The sequence below is a fragment of the Desulfogranum marinum genome, assembly GCF_016918565.1.
GTDB classification, from domain to species: Bacteria; Desulfobacterota; Desulfobulbia; order Desulfobulbales; family Desulfobulbaceae; genus Desulfogranum; species Desulfogranum marinum.
The window spans coordinates 1-17,818 of record NZ_JAFFQD010000064.1 but is presented as its reverse complement, the minus strand read 5'-3'; the positions used below and the strand labels follow the sequence as shown (position 1 = coordinate 17,818).

At 45.2% G+C, this 17,818-nt stretch carries 12 protein-coding genes and 1 pseudogene; 6 read left to right on the top strand and 7 right to left on the bottom strand.

From position 1 onward, the window contains the following. Window positions 1–195 precede the first annotated feature (195 nt). The 4 genes from JWH17_RS21480 to JWH17_RS21465 are packed head-to-tail and all read left to right on the top strand — an operon-like array spanning window position 196 to window position 5,392. On the top strand, window positions 196–2,064 hold the full coding sequence (locus JWH17_RS21480; RefSeq protein WP_205224754.1) for a SpoIIE family protein phosphatase: 1,869 nt from the start codon (window positions 196–198) through the stop codon (window positions 2,062–2,064). Next, the gene (locus JWH17_RS21475) at window positions 2,061–4,601 is read left to right on the top strand and encodes an ABC transporter ATP-binding protein/permease (RefSeq protein WP_205224753.1); all 2,541 of its coding nucleotides are present in this window, start codon (window positions 2,061–2,063) and stop codon (window positions 4,599–4,601) included. Before JWH17_RS21480 ends, JWH17_RS21475 begins: the two co-directional genes overlap by 4 nt. A 42-nt stretch (window positions 4,602–4,643) precedes the next feature. Further along, window positions 4,644–5,051: an ATP-binding protein gene (locus JWH17_RS21470; RefSeq protein ID WP_269755903.1), complete on the top strand. Its 408-nt coding sequence runs from the start codon at window positions 4,644–4,646 to the stop codon at window positions 5,049–5,051. A 14-nt stretch (window positions 5,052–5,065) separates the two neighbouring features. Further along, window positions 5,066–5,392 carry an STAS domain-containing protein gene (locus tag JWH17_RS21465; RefSeq protein ID WP_205224751.1) on the top strand — a complete coding sequence of 109 codons (327 nt, stop codon included), beginning with the start codon at window positions 5,066–5,068 and terminating at the stop codon, window positions 5,390–5,392. Window positions 5,393–5,490: 98 nt separating this feature from the next. On the opposite strand, the gene JWH17_RS21460 is transcribed toward JWH17_RS21465, so the two are convergent. From JWH17_RS21460 to JWH17_RS21450, 3 genes are read right to left on the bottom strand one after another with little or no spacing between them, the layout of a single operon-like run. Beyond that, window positions 5,491–9,285: an efflux RND transporter permease subunit gene (locus tag JWH17_RS21460; protein ID WP_205224750.1), complete on the bottom strand. Its 3,795-nt coding sequence runs from the start codon at window positions 9,283–9,285 to the stop codon at window positions 5,491–5,493. Then, complete coding sequence (locus JWH17_RS21455) at window positions 9,275–11,194, bottom strand: heavy metal-binding domain-containing protein (protein WP_205224749.1); 1,920 nt, start codon at window positions 11,192–11,194, stop codon at window positions 9,275–9,277. Before JWH17_RS21455 ends, JWH17_RS21460 begins: the two co-directional genes overlap by 11 nt. Then, window positions 11,187–12,509 carry a TolC family protein gene (locus tag JWH17_RS21450; RefSeq protein ID WP_205224748.1) on the bottom strand — a complete coding sequence of 441 codons (1,323 nt, stop codon included), beginning with the start codon at window positions 12,507–12,509 and terminating at the stop codon, window positions 11,187–11,189. The genes JWH17_RS21455 and JWH17_RS21450 overlap by 8 nt, the downstream gene beginning before the upstream one ends. Before the next feature lie 298 nt (window positions 12,510–12,807). On the opposite strand from JWH17_RS21450, the gene JWH17_RS21445 reads away from it, so the two are divergent. Together JWH17_RS21445 and JWH17_RS21440 are read left to right on the top strand one after the other, a co-directional pair. Then, on the top strand, window positions 12,808–13,305 hold the full coding sequence (locus JWH17_RS21445) for a hypothetical protein (RefSeq protein ID WP_205224747.1): 498 nt from the start codon (window positions 12,808–12,810) through the stop codon (window positions 13,303–13,305). Between the two features lie 43 nt (window positions 13,306–13,348). After that, the gene (locus JWH17_RS21440) at window positions 13,349–13,561 is read left to right on the top strand and encodes a hypothetical protein (protein ID WP_205224746.1); all 213 of its coding nucleotides are present in this window, start codon (window positions 13,349–13,351) and stop codon (window positions 13,559–13,561) included. 65 nt (window positions 13,562–13,626) lie between these two features. On the opposite strand, the gene JWH17_RS21435 is transcribed toward JWH17_RS21440, so the two are convergent. The 4 genes and pseudogenes from JWH17_RS21435 to JWH17_RS21420 all read right to left on the bottom strand — a co-directional run bounded on the left by JWH17_RS21435 (window position 13,627) and on the right by JWH17_RS21420 (window position 17,665). Continuing rightward, on the bottom strand, window positions 13,627–14,967 hold the full coding sequence (locus tag JWH17_RS21435) for an MFS transporter (protein ID WP_205224745.1): 1,341 nt from the start codon (window positions 14,965–14,967) through the stop codon (window positions 13,627–13,629). A 440-nt stretch (window positions 14,968–15,407) separates the two neighbouring features. Then, entirely contained in the window at window positions 15,408–16,340 is a 933-nt protein-coding gene (locus JWH17_RS21430; protein ID WP_205224744.1) for a YceI family protein, read from the bottom strand. Between the two features lie 65 nt (window positions 16,341–16,405). Then, a pseudogene (locus JWH17_RS21425) lies at window positions 16,406–17,082 on the bottom strand (hydrolase). Window positions 17,083–17,116: 34 nt separating this feature from the next. Then, on the bottom strand, window positions 17,117–17,665 hold the full coding sequence (locus JWH17_RS21420) for an NADPH-dependent FMN reductase (protein WP_205224742.1): 549 nt from the start codon (window positions 17,663–17,665) through the stop codon (window positions 17,117–17,119). Between the last annotated feature and the right edge of the window lie 153 nt (window positions 17,666–17,818).

Below are 17,818 nucleotides of genomic sequence, written 5' to 3'. Positions count from 1 at the left end.
TCTCGTGTTAAGTCACCTCCTGAGCACATTTCTGCATAAATTTTTTCAATGTGGCAACGAGTGCAACCAAAAAGCGGCGTTTCTTGGCTAGGTAATCCGCTCTAAAGATTAATTGCAGGATTTAGGTAGTAGTTTATACTTATTGTTAGTAACTGTTTCTAACGCCTTACCCACACTCCATTTATAATCAAGCCTATGTACGAGCCAAAAACACTCCACCAACGAACCGTGGTGTTCATTATACTGCCGATTTTCCTGTTTCTGACCCTGACAGGTGTCTTTGGCTTTATAGCTGTCCGTAATGTTCTGGTTGACCAGTGGGGAGAAACGGCGCTGGCTCAGTTGGAAAAAGCCGCCCATAATATTGACATGCAGCTTAACCGGCCAAAACAATTACTTTCTTTTCTCGACGGCATGTCAAAAAGAGATTTTGAAACCGGCATTCATGAAATCATTGTTGATCGCTTGCATCAAATTCAGGGAGTAACTGAGATCAATGCCGAATGGCCCAATGAAATGGGAAGCCAGGGGCTCAGAATGAGACGGCATATATTACACCGGTCAAAAAATGAAAAAAATACAGGTAAAGTACTGGGAGTTACCCCGCCTCTCTATGAAGTAGCTGTTGAGCAAAACAACGTCCTGTTGAGCACCAGTCTTGTAAACATGGAGGATGAAATAATCGGTAAAATAGAACTATATCTTGATTTTGAACAACTCATTGCGCAAACAATTCAATCTAAATGGTGGAATATCTATAAGGCGTATATTGTTGATCAGGATGGTCATATTCTAGCTCAAACAATTAATAACAAAGAACAAACCGCTCAACACTCCACCAAACAGTTCGGCCAGTCTAACGCTCTTGAAAAAAAGACATTAGCTGCGTTATCAACGGATGAATCTGGAATTGTTTTTGGCAAAGGCATCCCTCCGGCGGAGATCAGCGGATTTTATCGACTGCATCAAGCTCCTTGGACGATGGTGATTATAACTCCAGGAAAGAAGGTACTGCAGCCGCTGATAAAATTCAGACTTGCATACATTATTACAGCTCTGTCTTGCATCACAGTTTTACTGTGGTTTATTCGCTCCAGCTTTAAACAAACCACCCAATCCATCAAGCAGGTATCAACAGCAGCAGACGAGCTGGCAAACGGAAACTTCAGCAAACCGTTTAAGGTTTCCACAAAAGACGAAGTCGGCGATTTACTCCATAGCTTCAACCGAATGACCTCGCAACTCCAACGTGGCCTGCAGCTGCAAAAAGCAATGGAGATTGCAAAAGAAGTGCAGATGACACTTTTGCCCCAGAATGACTATTCAGACAAAGGAATAACTGCAAGCGGCGTAAGTATTTATTGTGACGAAACCGGAGGAGATTACTTCGATTTTATCGAATCAGAAACACATCCTGGAAAACTTCATGTAGCTGTCGGTGATGTTGTTGGCCATGGTATAGGTGCAGCGCTACTCATGGCAACCCTCAGGGCCCTTTTACGTGTTCGAGTTCAGAAGCCTGGGTTAGCAGCAGAGCGTATAAACGATGTCAATCGATACCTGTGTTGGGACACATTACAATATGGCAATTTCGCTTCACTGTTTTACCTTGAAATAGAACCGAACAACAACACCGTTGAATGGATTCGAGCCGGTCATGAGCCTGCCCTTCTTTTTACTCCTGCAAATGATACTTTTACAGAACTGCTAGGAAAAGGATTAGTGCTCGGCTTGGATGCCGACATCCAATACAAGGGTAATACTTTCCACCTGACGCACTCCAAACATATTCTCATTATTGGTAGTGATGGAGTGTGGGATCTTGAAAATGAGCAATTGGAACGTTTTGGCAAAGAAAGGGTAAAAGAGATTATTCGAAATAACCATCACGCCCAACCTGCTCAGATAATCCAAAAGATCATCGAGGAGGTTACCGTATTCCGAGGAGATGCTGAACAAATGGATGACATTACGCTGGTCGTTATTTCACTTGAGCAGAACTCTTTGGCCAATAACCTATCATCGTCTTCAACTCTTTCATCTAACAAAAGCATCAAAACGTGAAAGCCGATACTCAACCAATACAGCCTCCGGTAACCAAGAAGAATCTGTTTTTCTGGGCGTTTCACAAAAACCTGAAATTGCAACTGCTTTTACTTGTGTTGATAGCAGTAATGGTGATTGCTCGAGTCGTACCTTTGGAGATGCAAAAACGGATCGTAAACGAGGCAATAGTTCTTAAAAAACTTGACCAATTATTAGTTTATTGCGCCATTTACCTGCTTGCCGTCACGATTACCGGGGTAAGTAAACTGTGTGTTAATTACCTACAGGCAAGAATAGGTGAACAGGCTATATTGCGTATGAGAACAGCCCTCTATAGTCATATAATTTCTCTACCTCTTCTTTTTTTCCGCAACACTCAACCAGGTGTAGTCGTAGCCTCCCTTATGACTGAACTGGCATCAGCTGGTACTTTTGCTGGGATGGCGCTGGCTGCCCCTGTGGCTAATATACTGACATTACTCGCCTTTGCGGGCTATCTGCTCTGGCTCCACCCGCAGCTTGCCCTTTGCACACTGGCAATTTATCCGATTGTTGTCATTTTCGTTCCTTATTTACAGAAAAAGGCCAACCGACTCAATAAGAAGAGAGTGGATCAATCCCGGTTGGTTGCAAGCCAGATTACGGAATCGATTACCGGCATTCATGAAATCAATGTTCACGGTGCTTATTCCATTGAAAAACGGAAGTTCGATCAACTTGTTGAGCATCTCCAATCTATACGACTCAAATGGTCTTTATTTCGTTTTAGTATCAAATCGACAAACAACTATTTTGTTAATCTCGGTCCCTTTATCGTGTTCATCTTTGGGGGCTACTTGGTTATGAACGGGCAGCTTGCACTTGGCTCAATGGTTGCCTTTCTTTCTGCTCAAGAAAAATTGTATGATCCCTGGAAAGAACTGATTGAGTTTTATCAGGTATACCAGGACGCTTCGGTACGATATCAACGAACCATGCAGTCCTTTGATATCCCCTCTATGCCTCTACTTACTGGACAAGCAATGGACTCTGTGTCCATTCATGGAGCTTTGGAGTTGTCCGATGTGGGATACACTGTTGCAGAAGGTAAAGCATTGTTACAGCAGGTAACACTCTCCTTACAGCCAGGTCAACACCTTGCTTTGGTTGGATTTTCCGGAAGCGGTAAGTCTACGCTCGTGCAATGTCTTGCTAAAATGTTTAGCTATACCAGCGGTTCCATAAAGCTTGATGGAATAGAGATAAAAAACATACCTAAAAGTGAGCTTATAAAGCATGTGGGGTATATCTCTCAGCATCCATTTATTTTTTCGGGAAGCGTACTCGATAACCTTCTCTATGCGCACCATTCCGTTGACAGTAAGAGCGGTGTTGAGAAAAAAACGTTTCAATCTCCCCACCTTGACCACCTTATTTTAAGTCTTCAACAGGCCGGCTTTTTTGTTGACGTCATTCGGTTCGGCCTTGAGACCGCTTATGAAAATTCAACGCCGGCTGTAACCTCGAAGCTTATTACTATGCGGGAAAAATTTAGGCGTAATTCCGGCACACCGCATGAACGTTATATTGAGTTTTATGACCATAAAGTCTATCTTCAATATTCAACCATTCTGGACAATATTACTTTTGCCGTATCGCGGGATACAGAGAGTACCTTTACAGCCCTTTTCGCTCAATCGTCTTTTATAGATTTTCTCAGCAAACACAACCTCATTCCCCCTTTACTTGCTTTAGGAAAGCAAATAGCGAAACTGTCTGTCGAGTATCACCTTGCATCAAAGAACAATGAAAAAGCGGTACTGGCTACCCCTATCTCTGTTGATGCGGCATCAGAATATGTGTCACTTGTCAGCCGACTGGATGCAACCCCACACTATGAGCTTTCCATCAAGGAGCAACATCTTCTCCTCAAAACAGCATTGTTATATGCGCCTGGTATCCATTCATCTTTTTCAATGCCTCCCGGCCTTGAAGCCCGTATCCTCTCCGTCAGGCCTCACTGGAAGCAATTAAGCAATCGAGAGTATACAGATTTATTTACATATTTAAAAAAAGACGAACCTATCCAGGGAAGGTCTGTTTTTAACAACATCCTTTTTGGCAAGATGAAGACCGATGAAACTTTACCCAACGAACAGGTGAATCAGGCAATCATTCGCCTGCTGATAGAGGAAGATTGCCTGGAAGATGTTGCTGAAGCGGGAATGGAATATAATGTGGGAAATATGGGCGACAAATTATCAGGTGGGCAAAAACAAAAACTTGCCATTGCCAGGGTTCTGCTCAAAGAGCCAAAAGTGATCCTCATGGATGAAGCGACCTCAGCCCTGGACAATAAATCACAAGCAAGGATTCAACGACTAATAGAGAGGTGGAAAGGGAAACGTACGGTTATTGCTGTAGTACATCGACTGGATACAATTCAACATTTTGACGCCGTGGGTGTAATGAAATCCGGTAAATTGGTAGAATACGGTACGTATAAAGAATTGATGCGTAGCAATGGCGTGTTACACGAACTTGTTACTGGAAAAACGGCGCAAAGACGGACATAACCTAATAGCTGAAAGAGTTAAAGAGTGGGTATCATTTACAATATGAAAGTACACTTTTTTTTGGATTCATCAGAAGATAGTTTTGAAGCATTCCGAATGCAATGTGAAAATTTAGCTGAAACTTGGGATGTTTCTCACAAAATAATCCTGGAAATAATTCTGATAATCGAAGAACTCTATACCAATTTTTTCAAATATTGTTCCACTGAATTTGCCAATTCAATTGAAGTGTCACTGGAACGGGCAGGCCCTGATCTACTGATAGTGTATAAGGACAATGGACCGGTTTTCAACCCTCTCCAAGTCGAATCTCCCGACATACGCAGGCCCTTTGAAGAGCGACAGGCTGGAGGGCTTGGTATCCATTTAGTACGACACTTTGTAGATAGCTATACATACGCAAGAAAAGATGAGAAAAACATTCTCAGATTTACAAAAACAATTAAATAACAAAAAAAGCCTCTATGCAAATCACTACATCAGACAGTAACGACTATATCATTATCAATATCATTGGTCGCCTTGACTCCGGTACTGCTGAAGAAGCAGAACATTGGATATCTTCTTTTTCCATGCAGCCGGGTAAACCACTTATCATGGATTTTGCGGAACTTGAGTATATCTCCAGTGCAGGGCTCAGAGTTATTTTTAATTTTGCGCGCAGTCTTAAAAAAAGCGGCAACAAATTTGGAGTCTGGAAGGCTCAGGATCACATCCGAGAAATATTTGAAATATCTGGGTTTGATTCCTTCATCCCTATGGTCAATACAATTGAAGAATTCCTTGAGTAAAGTTAACAAAGTACCTAAATCTTGCATATCAAACTTGGCAATTGCAGGATTTAGGAGGTATTTTTTCGTAAATAACGGATTGAAAGTTCGTACAACGCTTACCCCTGCTCATCAGCAGTGGTAGTTTTCAATTTCAGCTTCAGAGATATTTCAGCCAAGCCACAGTAAAATACCGGGACAACAAAAATAGTAAGGATGGCAAGCATCATACCACCGAATGTTGGTATTGCCATGGGAACCATCACATCAGACCCTCTACCTGTGGACGTCAGCACAGGTAAAAGCGCCAGGATCGTCGTAGCGCTTGTCATCATCGCAGGGCGTACACGCCTTTCACCTGCTTGCACTGTGGCAGCCCGGATAGTTGCGACAGTACCTGGCGATTGTTCTTTAAAGACCTGTTGCAGATAGGTGCAGACAATTACGCCATTATCTGTAGCAATCCCAAAAAGAGCAAGAAAGCCTACCCAGACCGCAACACTCAAGTTTATAGTCCCCATTTGAAATAACCCCCGCAGGTTGTGACCCAATATCTCAAAATTAAGAAACCAAGGCTGCCCGTAGAGCCAAATCATGATGAAGCCCCCGGACCATGCGAAGAGGATACCTGAGAAGACGAGCATGGTGGTTACGTTCTTTTTAAACTGAAAGTAGAGAATGAGCCAAATGGCGAACAGGGCAATAGGCAGTACAATTTTGAGTTTTTTCTCAGCACGAACCTGATTCTCATAACTCCCGGTGAACGTATAATTAACTCCTGATGGAATGGATAGCTCACCTGAGCGTATTTTACCCTGTAGGAACGCCTGTGCCTGCTCCACTACTTCCACTTCGGCATACCCTTGCTTTTTATCAAAAATCACATAGCCGACCAGAAACGTATCTTCGCTTTTGATGACCTGCGGGCCACGGACATAATTGATGGAAGCCAGCTCGCGTAGCGGTATCTGGGTTCCGTCGGGCGCAGCGACCAAAATGGTGGAGATAGATTCAATGGTATCTCTTAATTCCCTCATATAGCGCACTCGAACGGAGTAACGTTCTCGTCCCTCGACTGTTTGGGTGATCGGTTTGCCGCCGATAGCTACTTCGATCACATCCTGGACCATCTTTACCTTTATTCCGTAACGGGCTATGGCCTCCCGGTTGATATCCACCTCAAGGTATGGTTTGCCGACAATACGATCTGCAAGGACAGCTTCAGCTTTGACAGAAGGAACCTGTTTCAAAAGGCCCTCGATATCCAGAGTTGTCTTTTCGATTGTCTCCAGATCTGGCCCATATACCTTTAATCCCATGGGAGCACGCATACCGCTCTGCAACATCACTATTCTGGCGGCAATAGGCTGCAGCTTAGGCGCTGATGTGGTTCCCGGAATCGAGGCCGCATCAACTATCAAGTCCCAGATGTCGTCAGGGCTTTTAATTTCATCACGCCATTGACGAAAAGGGCGACCCTTTTTATCCAGGATCAGGTTGTTACCCTCATCACGGAGAAAAACATCCTCCTCTCCATTGTAGGCAAAGGTCAGGATACGGCCGTCATTGTCGGTCTTAAATTCCGAAGCATAGGTGATAATTGTTTCTATCATTGAAATAGGAGCAGGATCGAGCGGACTTTCCACCCGCCCAAGTTTCCCTACAGCCAGCTCAACTTCCGGGATCGCATTAATCGCCATGTCCTGCTTACGTAACACATCCATTGCCTCGCCGATCGATGCATGGGGCATGGTGGTCGGCATCAAGAGATACGACCCTTCGTCCAATGCCGGCATAAACTCCTTACCCAGGCCGGGGACGTTGTGTGCCAGGGATACGTAAGGTCGGGAGTTCCTCAATGTTTCCGGCATCCACCCCAGCACCTTGTCTGCTCCAAGCCACACTGTAAAACCAAAAATTACGATAACACTACTGAAGAGGAGGAAGACAGTCTTACAGCGTAAAATAGCCGCCAGGATCTTTGCATAGAAATGAATAAAGAAATAAATAAATGTCAGTAGCCCGCCCACTGTAAGCAGCACGAAAATCATATTGTGGGATTGCTGTTCCGGTCCAAGTGGCTTCCAGTCCTCAGCCAGCCATATGGCAACCAGTACTGCAACAATGATATTAAATAAAAACAAAATAACGCGACGTACATTGAACGGGAGCTTTTGGTCTGCCAAATGGAAGACTGCAGTAATGATCATCAGTAGGCCAAGCCACCAAGGAAACCATGAGATGAAAGCCATTCCTACGAGACCCAACAGGGCAATAGTTCCCCAAAGGCCTATTTTTGACCATCTTGCCTTGTGTGTACCGGCAATAAGCCAGTGAGCAAGTGGCGGGAGTATGGTTAAAGCAACGACAATAGAGCCAATAAGGGCAAAGGTCTTTGTATACGCCAGCGGACGGAACAGCTTCCCTTCTGCTGCTTCCATGGTGAAGACAGGGAGAAAGCTGATAACAGTGGTAAGCACGGCCGTTACAACGGCACTGGCTACTTCCGTACAGGCCCGGTACACAACTTCCAGTCGATTCTCTTTTGGCGCAGCATCGTCAAGATGTTTGAGGATATTTTCGGTGAGCACCACGCCCATATCCACAATCGTCCCAATGGCAATAGCAATCCCGGATAAGGCGACAACATTGGCATCGACCTTGAAAAGCCGCATGCCGATAAAGGCAAACAATACTGCCAGGGGAAGAACACCGGAAATCAAGGTGGCGCTGCGCAAATGGAGCACCATCACAACAACGACGATGATCGTCACTAAAATTTGTTGGCGAACGGCATCCTCTAAGGTTCCCAACGTTTCGTATATCAAACCGGTACGATCGTAAAATGGTACAATCTTAACCTGGCTGAGGGTTCCATCCTCCATTTTTTTTTTGGGCAGGCCAGGCGATATTTTTTCAATCTTCTCTTTCACACGCTTGATAACCGCAAGCGGATTTTCACCATAGCGGGTGACAACAACACCCCCTACGGCCTCTGCTCCTGCCTTATCAAGGGCTCCACGCCTCAGGGCCGGCCCATAGGCAACCTGAGCAATCTGATCAAGGGTTACAGGAATATTGTTGCGCTGGGTAATAACAGTCTGTCGTAGGTCATCAAGGTTTTCAATGAATCCAAGACCGCGAATTACATACTCGACACTATTGACTTCTATTGTACGGGCACCGACATCAAGATTACTCGCACGTACAGCATTAAAGACCTCATGCAAGGCAATGTTATAGGTACGCAGGGCATCAGGATCGACATCAACCTGGTATTCTTTTACAAAACCGCCAATGGATGACACCTCTGCTACTCCATCGACACCTTGCAAACCATAGCGAACATACCAATCCTGGATGCTGCGCAGTTCATCCGGATCCCACCCTCCGGTTGGGTTGCCACTGCTATCCATGCCTTCCAGGGTATACCAGAAAATCTGCCCCAGTGCGGTGGCATCTGGGCCCAGTTGCGGGGTAACCCCCTGCGGCAAGGTTCCGGATGGCAAGCTATTGAGCTTCTCAAGGATTCTACTGCGTGTCCAGTAGAATTCAACGTCTTCTTTGAAAATGATATAGATGGACGAAAAACCAAACATGGAGTAACTGCGAATGGTTTTTACCTGAGGAAGACCAAGCAAAGCGGTGGTTAAGGGATAGGTTATTTGATCCTCAATGTCCTGGGGGGAACGTCCCATCCACTTGGTAAAAACGATTTGCTGATTTTCACCGATATCCGGGATAGCATCGACCGGTACCGGGTCGCGCGGGAATGTTTCGAATTCCCAGTCAAAGGGGGCAACCATGACACCCCAGAGAATCAGGACAACAGTAAAAAGTACCACAACAAGCTTATTCTCCAGGCAAAAACGGATGAGCTTGTTAATCGGATTGGATGATTGCTCAGTGATCATGCTCGTCGTGTCCATTTTGATTTGGAATCAGCCGTTCCTTAACATCACCGCAAGTCAGCATAACAGCCCCGAAATAGGGGTTTTGGAGTGGTTCAGACATCTGTAGCCAGTCCGCTCCACGATCACCAAAGGCCATAGGACAATGCATAATCAGTAATTCGCTGGTAAATGATGTAGGATTTGCTTTGACGGCCGCAATTAAGGCATTGGAAAGCGTTTCAAAATGTGGACGACGTACGTCGTCCAGTGATTCCGCAGCCAGCATGGAATGGAGCATTTCAGGGAGTTTTCCTGCATGACCGGCGATTTCCATCATTGCCTTGAGGCCGGCCTTGGCAGCAGTCAGGTCATCTGCAGCCAGTGCCGCCTGAAGGGCGAGGTAGGGCGAGAGTAACTGTGCGCCAAGATCACCGGAAATTTCAACCATTGCAGCGCCCTCTTGATGGGCGTTATCCGCTTCTGCGGTGGTACGTGTACCGCCATGGTCGTGGACCGATGCAGCCCCCCCTCCTTGAGGGTTCATCATACTTGGCTTAGCCTGAATCTGGAGAGCACTGTCGATCTTGAAGGCACCATTGCTAACAATCCGTTCACCTTCACTCAGTCCACTCTTGACTATAAAAAAATTACCTGCTCGTGGGCCCAGTACAACTTCCCGTCCCTCGTACGTTGGTCGCTTGGCATCTTGCTTTGCTACATAAACTACAGCTCGTTTACCGGTGCGCAAGACTGCAGAATCAGGGATAACCAACGGCATGGCAACGTCTACATTTTCCACGTAACCCAACTCTTCAGCCGGAACAAGGGGCATGCCGCAAACATCACACTTGCCAGGTCCATCCTTAATAATCTCAGGATGCATGGGGCTTATCCATTTACCGGCAAATTCAGGGGCAAAAACCTGGCCATCTTCTGCCATTTTAACGGCAACATCGCCACGGGCAAACATCCCTGGCTTAAGTCGTCCATCCTGATTGGGAACATTGACCCGGATGGAAACCGTCCGGGTTTTCCTGTCTACCTCAGGTTCAATGAAGGCAATCCGACCATGAAATTCTTCACCCGGAAAAGACTCCACCGAAAATGCAACCTCCTGTCCATAACGGAGCCAGGTAATATCAGATTCATAGGCATCAAGGTTAAGCCACAGTTCGGTGAGATCAACAATGCGAAAGAAGGGGCTACCTGTTTGAACGTAATCCCCTTCCTGAACGTTTTTAGATACTACGAGTCCCCCTATGGGCGCACGCAGCACGAAGTGGTCACGAGCCTTTCCTTTTTTAATAATGCTGTCAACCTGGTACGGTAAAAGGCCCCAAAGACGAAGCTTTCCACGAGCGGCGCGGGTAATAGAACTGTTAGGGTCACGTTTATAGGCCGTCAGCAGTTCACGTTGAGCAGTAAGGAGTTCGGGACTGTAGACCTTGGCCAAATGTTCGCCTGTTTTTACTTTTACGCCGGTAAAATTGACATACAGTTCATCAATCCGTGCAGGAAACCTGGCTGTAAGAGATTTTACCCGGGTTTCGTCATAGGCTAGTTTCCCCACCAAACGGACCTGCATCTCAGGGAAATCGCGTGTCACGGGAGTCGTCTGGATATCAGCAAGTGCTCGTGAACTCCGACTCATGCTCATCGCTCGGGGAGAGTCATCATCGCTGTTATCTTTTTCAAGTGGGATCAAGGCCATGCCGCAGATAGGACAGTTTCCAGGCTCTGGTTGCTGTATCTGCGGATGCATGGAGCAGGTCCATATGGCTGGTTCCTGCTCCTCACTTTTTTCGCTCGAAGCGAGCTGGATGTAGTTTTCGTTTTCCGAAGATGGGGTCGAAGGCAGGAAATAGCGCCCTACGCTTAAACCAACAAAAAACAGGGCACTACAGAGTATAATTACAGCTATTTTATTCATTTTGTTTCTCCGTACTCACGAACCCTTGTATCGGTTGATTGACCAAAGTCTGGATGATGATCCTCTGTTTCCAAGCATCGGCAGCCGCTCGCCAGGAGAGCAATTGTAAATCAAGCAGGGAACGTTCACTGTCAATAACTTCCAGAATGCCGGTTCGTCCGCTTTCATAACTGGTCCGGCTGTTTTCAACGGCCTGTTCAGCCAGCCCAAGTAGCTCATCTCCGTAAAGTTTTAAACGACGGTGAGCATCATCTAAAAGAGCGAGGCTGGAACGCATTTCCGCTTCTAACGCATTAACACGGTTGTTATATGTGTGTATAACCGCCCGTTTACCGGCCATCGCTTCGGCCCTGGCAGAATCATTCTTCTCAAACCAGAGGGGGATATTCATGGATGCCGTCACTCCCCAGGGATCAGTACCCGCATCTGGAGTGTCGGGGTTGACTTCAGGGGAACCAATCTGGATGTAATTTATACCAAAGGTAAAGTCAGGATAACTCGCCAGTCTCGCGATCTCCTGGCGGGCTTCAGCACTATGGATTTTACGCTTAATCATTTGCAGCTCAGGGTTATTGAGCGTAATAGCATCAAGTAATGGCTGTTCTTCCAAAGAAGTAACTTCTGGAGTGTCCAATTGGGGCCATGGCAATACCGTGCCGTCAGTCACTGCAAGCAACTCGCTTATATGGGCTGATTGGGCAATTCTTTTCTGTTGCAATGATGCCACCTTGTCAGCGATTTTCCCCACTTCAACTTTGAGCCTTAGCAGGGGGTTGATATCACCACCACCTCGTACTTTTTCCTCAATGATAGGCTCTAGTTCTCGTATCCAGTCAAGGTTCTCTCTGGTTAAGGCGATTGCTTTTCCGGTAAATGCGTAGTCGAAATAGCTTGTTGCCACCTTTCTAGCCAATAACAGTTGTCTACTTTGAAAAGCGTACCACAGAGCTTCAGCCTCTGCTGTAGCGACATTCTCTTTACTGCTTAGCTTCCCGAACCAGGGAAAACGTTGGCTCAGCATAAAAATATTTTCCTGTGGACCAGTCCGCGTCTGTACAGATTCAACAAAAGAGGTGACTTGCAGCATCGGATCCGGCAATGCCGATACCTGTGGAGCACGTTGCATAGCCGCTTCGTATCGTGCTTTAAATGCTTTTAAATCAGGATTTGCTGCTTGAGCCTGCCTAAGATAATCTTCCAGTGTAGTTGCCTCAAAAAAAGTCTCTTGAGCCAAGGTTTTTCCCAGCATAATCAAAGAGAGGAGTGCACAACAAAGGGCACTCGTTACTACACGTTTTCTGTTCAGTGTACTCATAGTAATCCCATGGATATTTTCTGTGACGTTACTGACTCAATTTTGTTGTTTATGCCATTAATATTAATTGTAAAATCTATCTATACAAGAGGACGACGGATTTTTTCGCTTTTGCCATACATGTAAAAAAGGAAAGCAGCATGAAAAACTGAATGTAATACCTATCAATATCGATGGACATACCGGAATAATAGACCAATTTGGAACAATCTTTTTGTGAGAACCATTGTGCCCTGCCAATAAATGACTACAGTAACATACTACAATGTGGTACCACAATCTATAAAGGAGACTGATAATGATCAAATTAGAAAAAGCAGTACCAGCAGTACTTTTTGTAGTGTTGTTTATGTTTGCAACAGCCGCATCAGCAATGAAAGACATGAATCACAGCGGTCATGACATGTCGGATGAGAAAATGGACCATTCTTCAATGGCCCAAGACGGTGCCAAGTCAGGTCATTTTAAACATGCAGACATGGCTGATGGAATTCATACAACGTTTCAAATCATGAGTCTTGCCAGCATGAAGATGAAGGACCCAGAGGGAAAAACGCATCATATAATGGTTTCCTTTTCTCAAAATAATCAAAGAATGAAAGCGGTCGTTGGGGACATAAAAGTCGTATCACCATCCGGGAAAGACCAAGTAGGCGAACTCAAACACTTTGGTGGTGGGATGTATGCTGTTAATTTCACCTTTGATGAGGTAGGCGAATGGCACGTTTCCTGCCATTTTAGAGTACAGGCAAGTGAACATACAATAAAGTTTGCTTATCCCCATGACCAGATGTAGTCAAATCAGCGGAGAGTATAATTAATAGCATAGCATGCTTTGCATGCGTACCCGCATATTGTTGAGTGTCGCTGCTGCATACAATACCGGCAGCCAAATTGACCACAGATATAAGTTGACTGAATTTTCCTGGAAATTTTACGGTGTCGTTTTGATAGTTATTACTAGGTGGGAATGGCTGACAAAAATTGGTTTCTTTTTTCGTGCCAACCGTGAGTGGTTACCAGACGCTTTAGAGCCCTTCCCGGATGCGTAACCAAGGATAAAACAGGATATGTCTCAAACTTTCATCTTGTTCCTTTTCCAATAAAGAAAACAACTTTACCTTGTTTCTTCAATAAGCTCTTCAAAGCTCTCTTTTACTTGCTCTGCATCTTCGGTTACGGCGGCCTCAAGCTCGTCAAGTTCCACCTCTGGGTTGAGTGATACTGCAAGCGGTGTACTGGCCATTGCCACGAACTTTCCACGCTCATCCTTGGCATGGCCCCTATCTATCGATCTGCTAATGGCAAACAGGCAGATTACTAAAAGCATAGTAGCAAGACTTCCAAAAAAACCTGCTGGGCCTAGATACTCCATGGCGAGGGCAGTTACTGGCGTGCCAATAGTCGCACCGGTGGCGCTTACCAGCACGAGTGTACCACTGGCCGCAACCATCTGCGTTGGCGTAAGATAGTCGTTGGTATGTACACCGCACAGCGAATATAAAGGCATGGTCAAGCCTCCGACACAAGCAATTAAAACAGAATGAATCAATCCGGTATCCGTATAATATATAGCAAAAATTGCAGCACAGGCTCCGGCCAAAGCCGAGATGATAATTACCAGCGAACGACCGACTGTGTCAGAAAGCCAACCGAGAGGGTACTGGAAGACAAATCCCCCCACAATCAAGGCCCCCATAAAAATGGAAACCTGCTGAATTGACATCCCCATCTCTGTACCATATACAGCTCCCATGCCAAATATTGCCCCGTAGCACATACCGTTGATCAACATTCCGAATACACCAAGAGGAGATACCCGATAGAGCTGCCGAATGGAGATATTTTCCATCACGTCGAACTGGGGGGCACGGGCAACAGAAAGCAAAATGGGTATCAAAGCGATACTAATCAACAGCGAAGCAAGAACGAACAGCTCGTAACTTGAGGGGTGCCAGAGGTTTAACATCATCTGGCCGCCTGCCATACCACCTAAAGAGACCAGCATATAGATCGAAAGCAGCTTACCACGGGTGCCGTTGTCCGAAGCCTCGTTCAGCCAGCTTTCGGCAACGATGAAGAGCCCGGAGTACGAAAAACCGGTAACGATCCGCATGGCACACCATGCGAACGGATTCACGAAAACCGCCTGGACCAGTATGGCGGTCGATGCAAGTGAGGCAAGGGCACCGAAGGTGCGGATATGTCCCACCCTTCTTACCATCTTAGGTACTATATTACATCCAAGGATCAACCCCATGAAATAGCCGGACATGACCAGCCCTGTGATGGTCGTACTGAATCCTTCCAAGGAAGCACGCACGCCCAGCAGGGTGCCCTGCAAACCGTTGCCGAGCATGATAAGGCCCATTCCGCAGAATAGTGCCCAACAGTTGGTGATGATCGCCAGCATGAGTATCAGGGTTCCTCTAAGGCCAAGATTGTTGCGTATACACACAGTTCATTTTCGGACCGACCATATAGGAAAACTATTTCACCGGCCACAATAAATCATAAATGATTACAATTTCTTATCGGTCGTTTCCTCTCAATGCAGATTACCAAGGGAAACCTCAAAGAGGAGCCACAAGGCTCCTGCTTAGGATAATCCCTGTGAAGATGAGCATCTTTTCTGCCTAGTCAGTGGAGCAGCAGCGATCGACCTGCTGCTGGAGGTGCATAGGAAAAACCCTAAATTAAAGTGGGAAACAGAATTGTTTATCTTCGATTTGACAGTATTAGGCCCAAGGCATAGTTGATCATATTACGTATAGTGGTTCAAACTTGACCTGACAGGCACCTCTAGAAACCGGTAACCTTCACTTCAGAAAAAGTCTGAACCTTTACAACTATACCTTGCTGAATGTTATTATTGATTGCACACGTCGCGAACACAGTTCATCGAGTGGCATTAATGCGGATTTGTATGCTTATCAAGTCAAAAACTTTGTGCATACCCAGATGTTCGAAAAACCGTGTCGATCCGTAAATTATATTCCACTGAGTTCTATCTATATCAAAATGGGCTTCCAAAGTTAACGAATTATTCTCAGTTTGATTCGCAGTCATGTCAAAATTAAGAGAAGCAGTAATTCCCCGTAACGTCAATTCTCCTTTTACATGAAAGTTCGGTGCTGTCTGCCATAGAGGGTCAATGGGGGTGACTTTTTTTAAAGAAAGAACAGCCGTTGGAAACATACTGGTGAAGAAAAAATCATCTGATCGCAGATGTGCTTCTAGTACAGGCTGTAATTCATCACCCTCCAGATTAATATTATGAATTGAGTTCATATCGACTTCAATCTTTCCACTAATTGTACCATTCTTAATGTGTATCTCTCCTTCGGAGATATCGACAGTTCCGAAATGAGTAGTACTGGGATTACGTCCCTCCCATTTAATAACACTAAAATCATTAGCGATGATAAAACTGCCATCAGAAAGTGTCAGTTGTGTTTGTGGATCATCTGACTGATCAACATTATTACCTTCACATACATTTCCGGCCTCACGCCAGGATTCAAGTCCTCCTTCAAGTTCATATACTTCCAGGTATCCTGCCCTGGTCATTTTCTCTATGGCCATTTTTGCATCATAACTCCTTTCGCTCGAGCCATACACCACCACTCGCTCCTTCTTTTCTGGAATCAGCCTGGCCAAATCATCCAGAAAAGAGACAAAGAAAACGCAAGCATTTTTAGCACCAGGAATATGTACCTTTTCAAAATGGTCAGGAGGGAGTACATCTAACAGATGAGTACGGGGATGCTCATTAATCATTGAACGTAAATCAGCGACTGACACAATATTCTTTCCAGTTTGTTCTGTCATGTCAAAATCCTCTCTTTTTACTTACAAATAATTAGTTAACCCCTATAAACGGGACTCTGTTGGATTCATTTTACGACATGTGGATTGGCTGCATCTTGAGGTGCTTTATGAACCATCGTGTAGGCGTAATCTATACCATCGCCATAAGCACCACCATGTTGCCGAAATATATTTAACACAGCATCATAGTGTTCTTTATTGGCCCAGGCTCGTTGGAATTCAAGCACGGTAGCAACACTTGTCATAGGCACGGCACCTGCCTGTACTATTCTCTGCAGGGCAGCATCGTGGGCTGCGGCTGAAGTGGCGCCGCAAGCATCCTCCACCACATAAACGTTGTAACCTTCATTTATGAGATGAAGTGTTGGCCAGGCAACACAGACTTCTGTCCATAAACCAGCTATCAAGATATTATTCTTGCCCGCAGCACGAATGGCTTCTCTGAATTTTTCATCATCCCAAGAGTTCATGCTGCTTCGTTCTATAGGCTGCTGCCCTGGAAAAACATCGATCAATTCAGGCCATATGTATCCACTGAATGACTCAGTTTCTACAGCTGTGAGGATTACAGGCACACCGTATTCTTTTGCTCCTTTGGCCAACATTACAACATTGTTCACCAACAATTGTCTGTAATGTTCGATACACTAAAGGTCATCTGTGGTTGATGGTCAATAAAAACAACAGCACAATTGTCTTTTGTCAGCAATCCACCATCTGTATTGGGAAGTATATTTGCCATGATATTTATCCTCTTCTTGTTGATAGGTTTCTGATTACGAGTGGATAGTTTGGGCCCAGGACTGTAAAGCCTGCAATTGCCGAACTATCAAATCTTGAATCTTAGTTTCCAACAGATTCCCTTCTTCGTCAAAGCTACTGCTGAAAGCATTGCTAAATACTTCCGGTTTATTTAAAGGGTGGAGATCAAGAAATACGCATACTTGCCTGAGGTGATATTGAGACCTTGCTGAGCCCATACCGCCTCCCGATCCAAGTATGGCCACAGGCTTTCCTGCGAGCAGATGATTATCTGGTGCACGAGAAGCCCAATCGAGTGCATTCTTAAGTGCAGGTGCAAGCGAGTAGTTATATTCAGGGCAAGCGAGGAGCAATGCATCCGCATTCCCGATGCTCTCATTAAGTTTCTGCACAGGATCTGGAATATCTTTAAGATCTGCATTATAGAAAGGAACATCTTGTAAATCTGCCAATTCAATTACCATCCCCGATGGAGCATGTTCTTTTGCATATCTCAATAGCCCTAAATTAGTAGACTGACTCCGCAGGCTGCCGCAAATTCCTAAAACATGTAAAGATTTCATAATTTCTCCTTATGGATTTATTAATGCTCAAGTTTCTGAGTTATCTTAAGTTGTTAAAATATTGTGATTTATACCGGCTACACGTCGACTGCTTTCAATCAACTCTACTGCAGTGCTCATGATTGTATCAACCATCAAAAGTACAATATCTTC

Bases quoted from the DNA above. Each gene is read 5' to 3' on its own strand.
- JWH17_RS21440 (WP_205224746.1), top strand. From the start codon at position 13,349: ATGCGTACCCGCATATTGTTGAGTGTCGCTGCTGCATACAATACCGGC.
- JWH17_RS21480 (WP_205224754.1), top strand. From the start codon at position 196: ATGTACGAGCCAAAAACACTCCACCAACGAACCGTGGTGTTCATTATA.
- JWH17_RS21455 (WP_205224749.1), bottom strand. From the start codon at position 11,194: ATGAATAAAATAGCTGTAATTATACTCTGTAGTGCCCTGTTTTTTGTT.
- JWH17_RS21430 (WP_205224744.1), bottom strand. From the start codon at position 16,340: ATGACAGAACAAACTGGAAAGAATATTGTGTCAGTCGCTGATTTACGT.
- JWH17_RS21450 (WP_205224748.1), bottom strand. From the start codon at position 12,509: ATGAGTACACTGAACAGAAAACGTGTAGTAACGAGTGCCCTTTGTTGT.
- JWH17_RS21465 (WP_205224751.1), top strand. From the start codon at position 5,066: ATGCAAATCACTACATCAGACAGTAACGACTATATCATTATCAATATC.
- JWH17_RS21460 (WP_205224750.1), bottom strand. From the start codon at position 9,285: ATGATCACTGAGCAATCATCCAATCCGATTAACAAGCTCATCCGTTTT.
- JWH17_RS21420 (WP_205224742.1), bottom strand. From the start codon at position 17,665: ATGAAATCTTTACATGTTTTAGGAATTTGCGGCAGCCTGCGGAGTCAG.
- JWH17_RS21470 (WP_269755903.1), top strand. From the start codon at position 4,644: ATGAAAGTACACTTTTTTTTGGATTCATCAGAAGATAGTTTTGAAGCA.
- JWH17_RS21445 (WP_205224747.1), top strand. From the start codon at position 12,808: ATGATCAAATTAGAAAAAGCAGTACCAGCAGTACTTTTTGTAGTGTTG.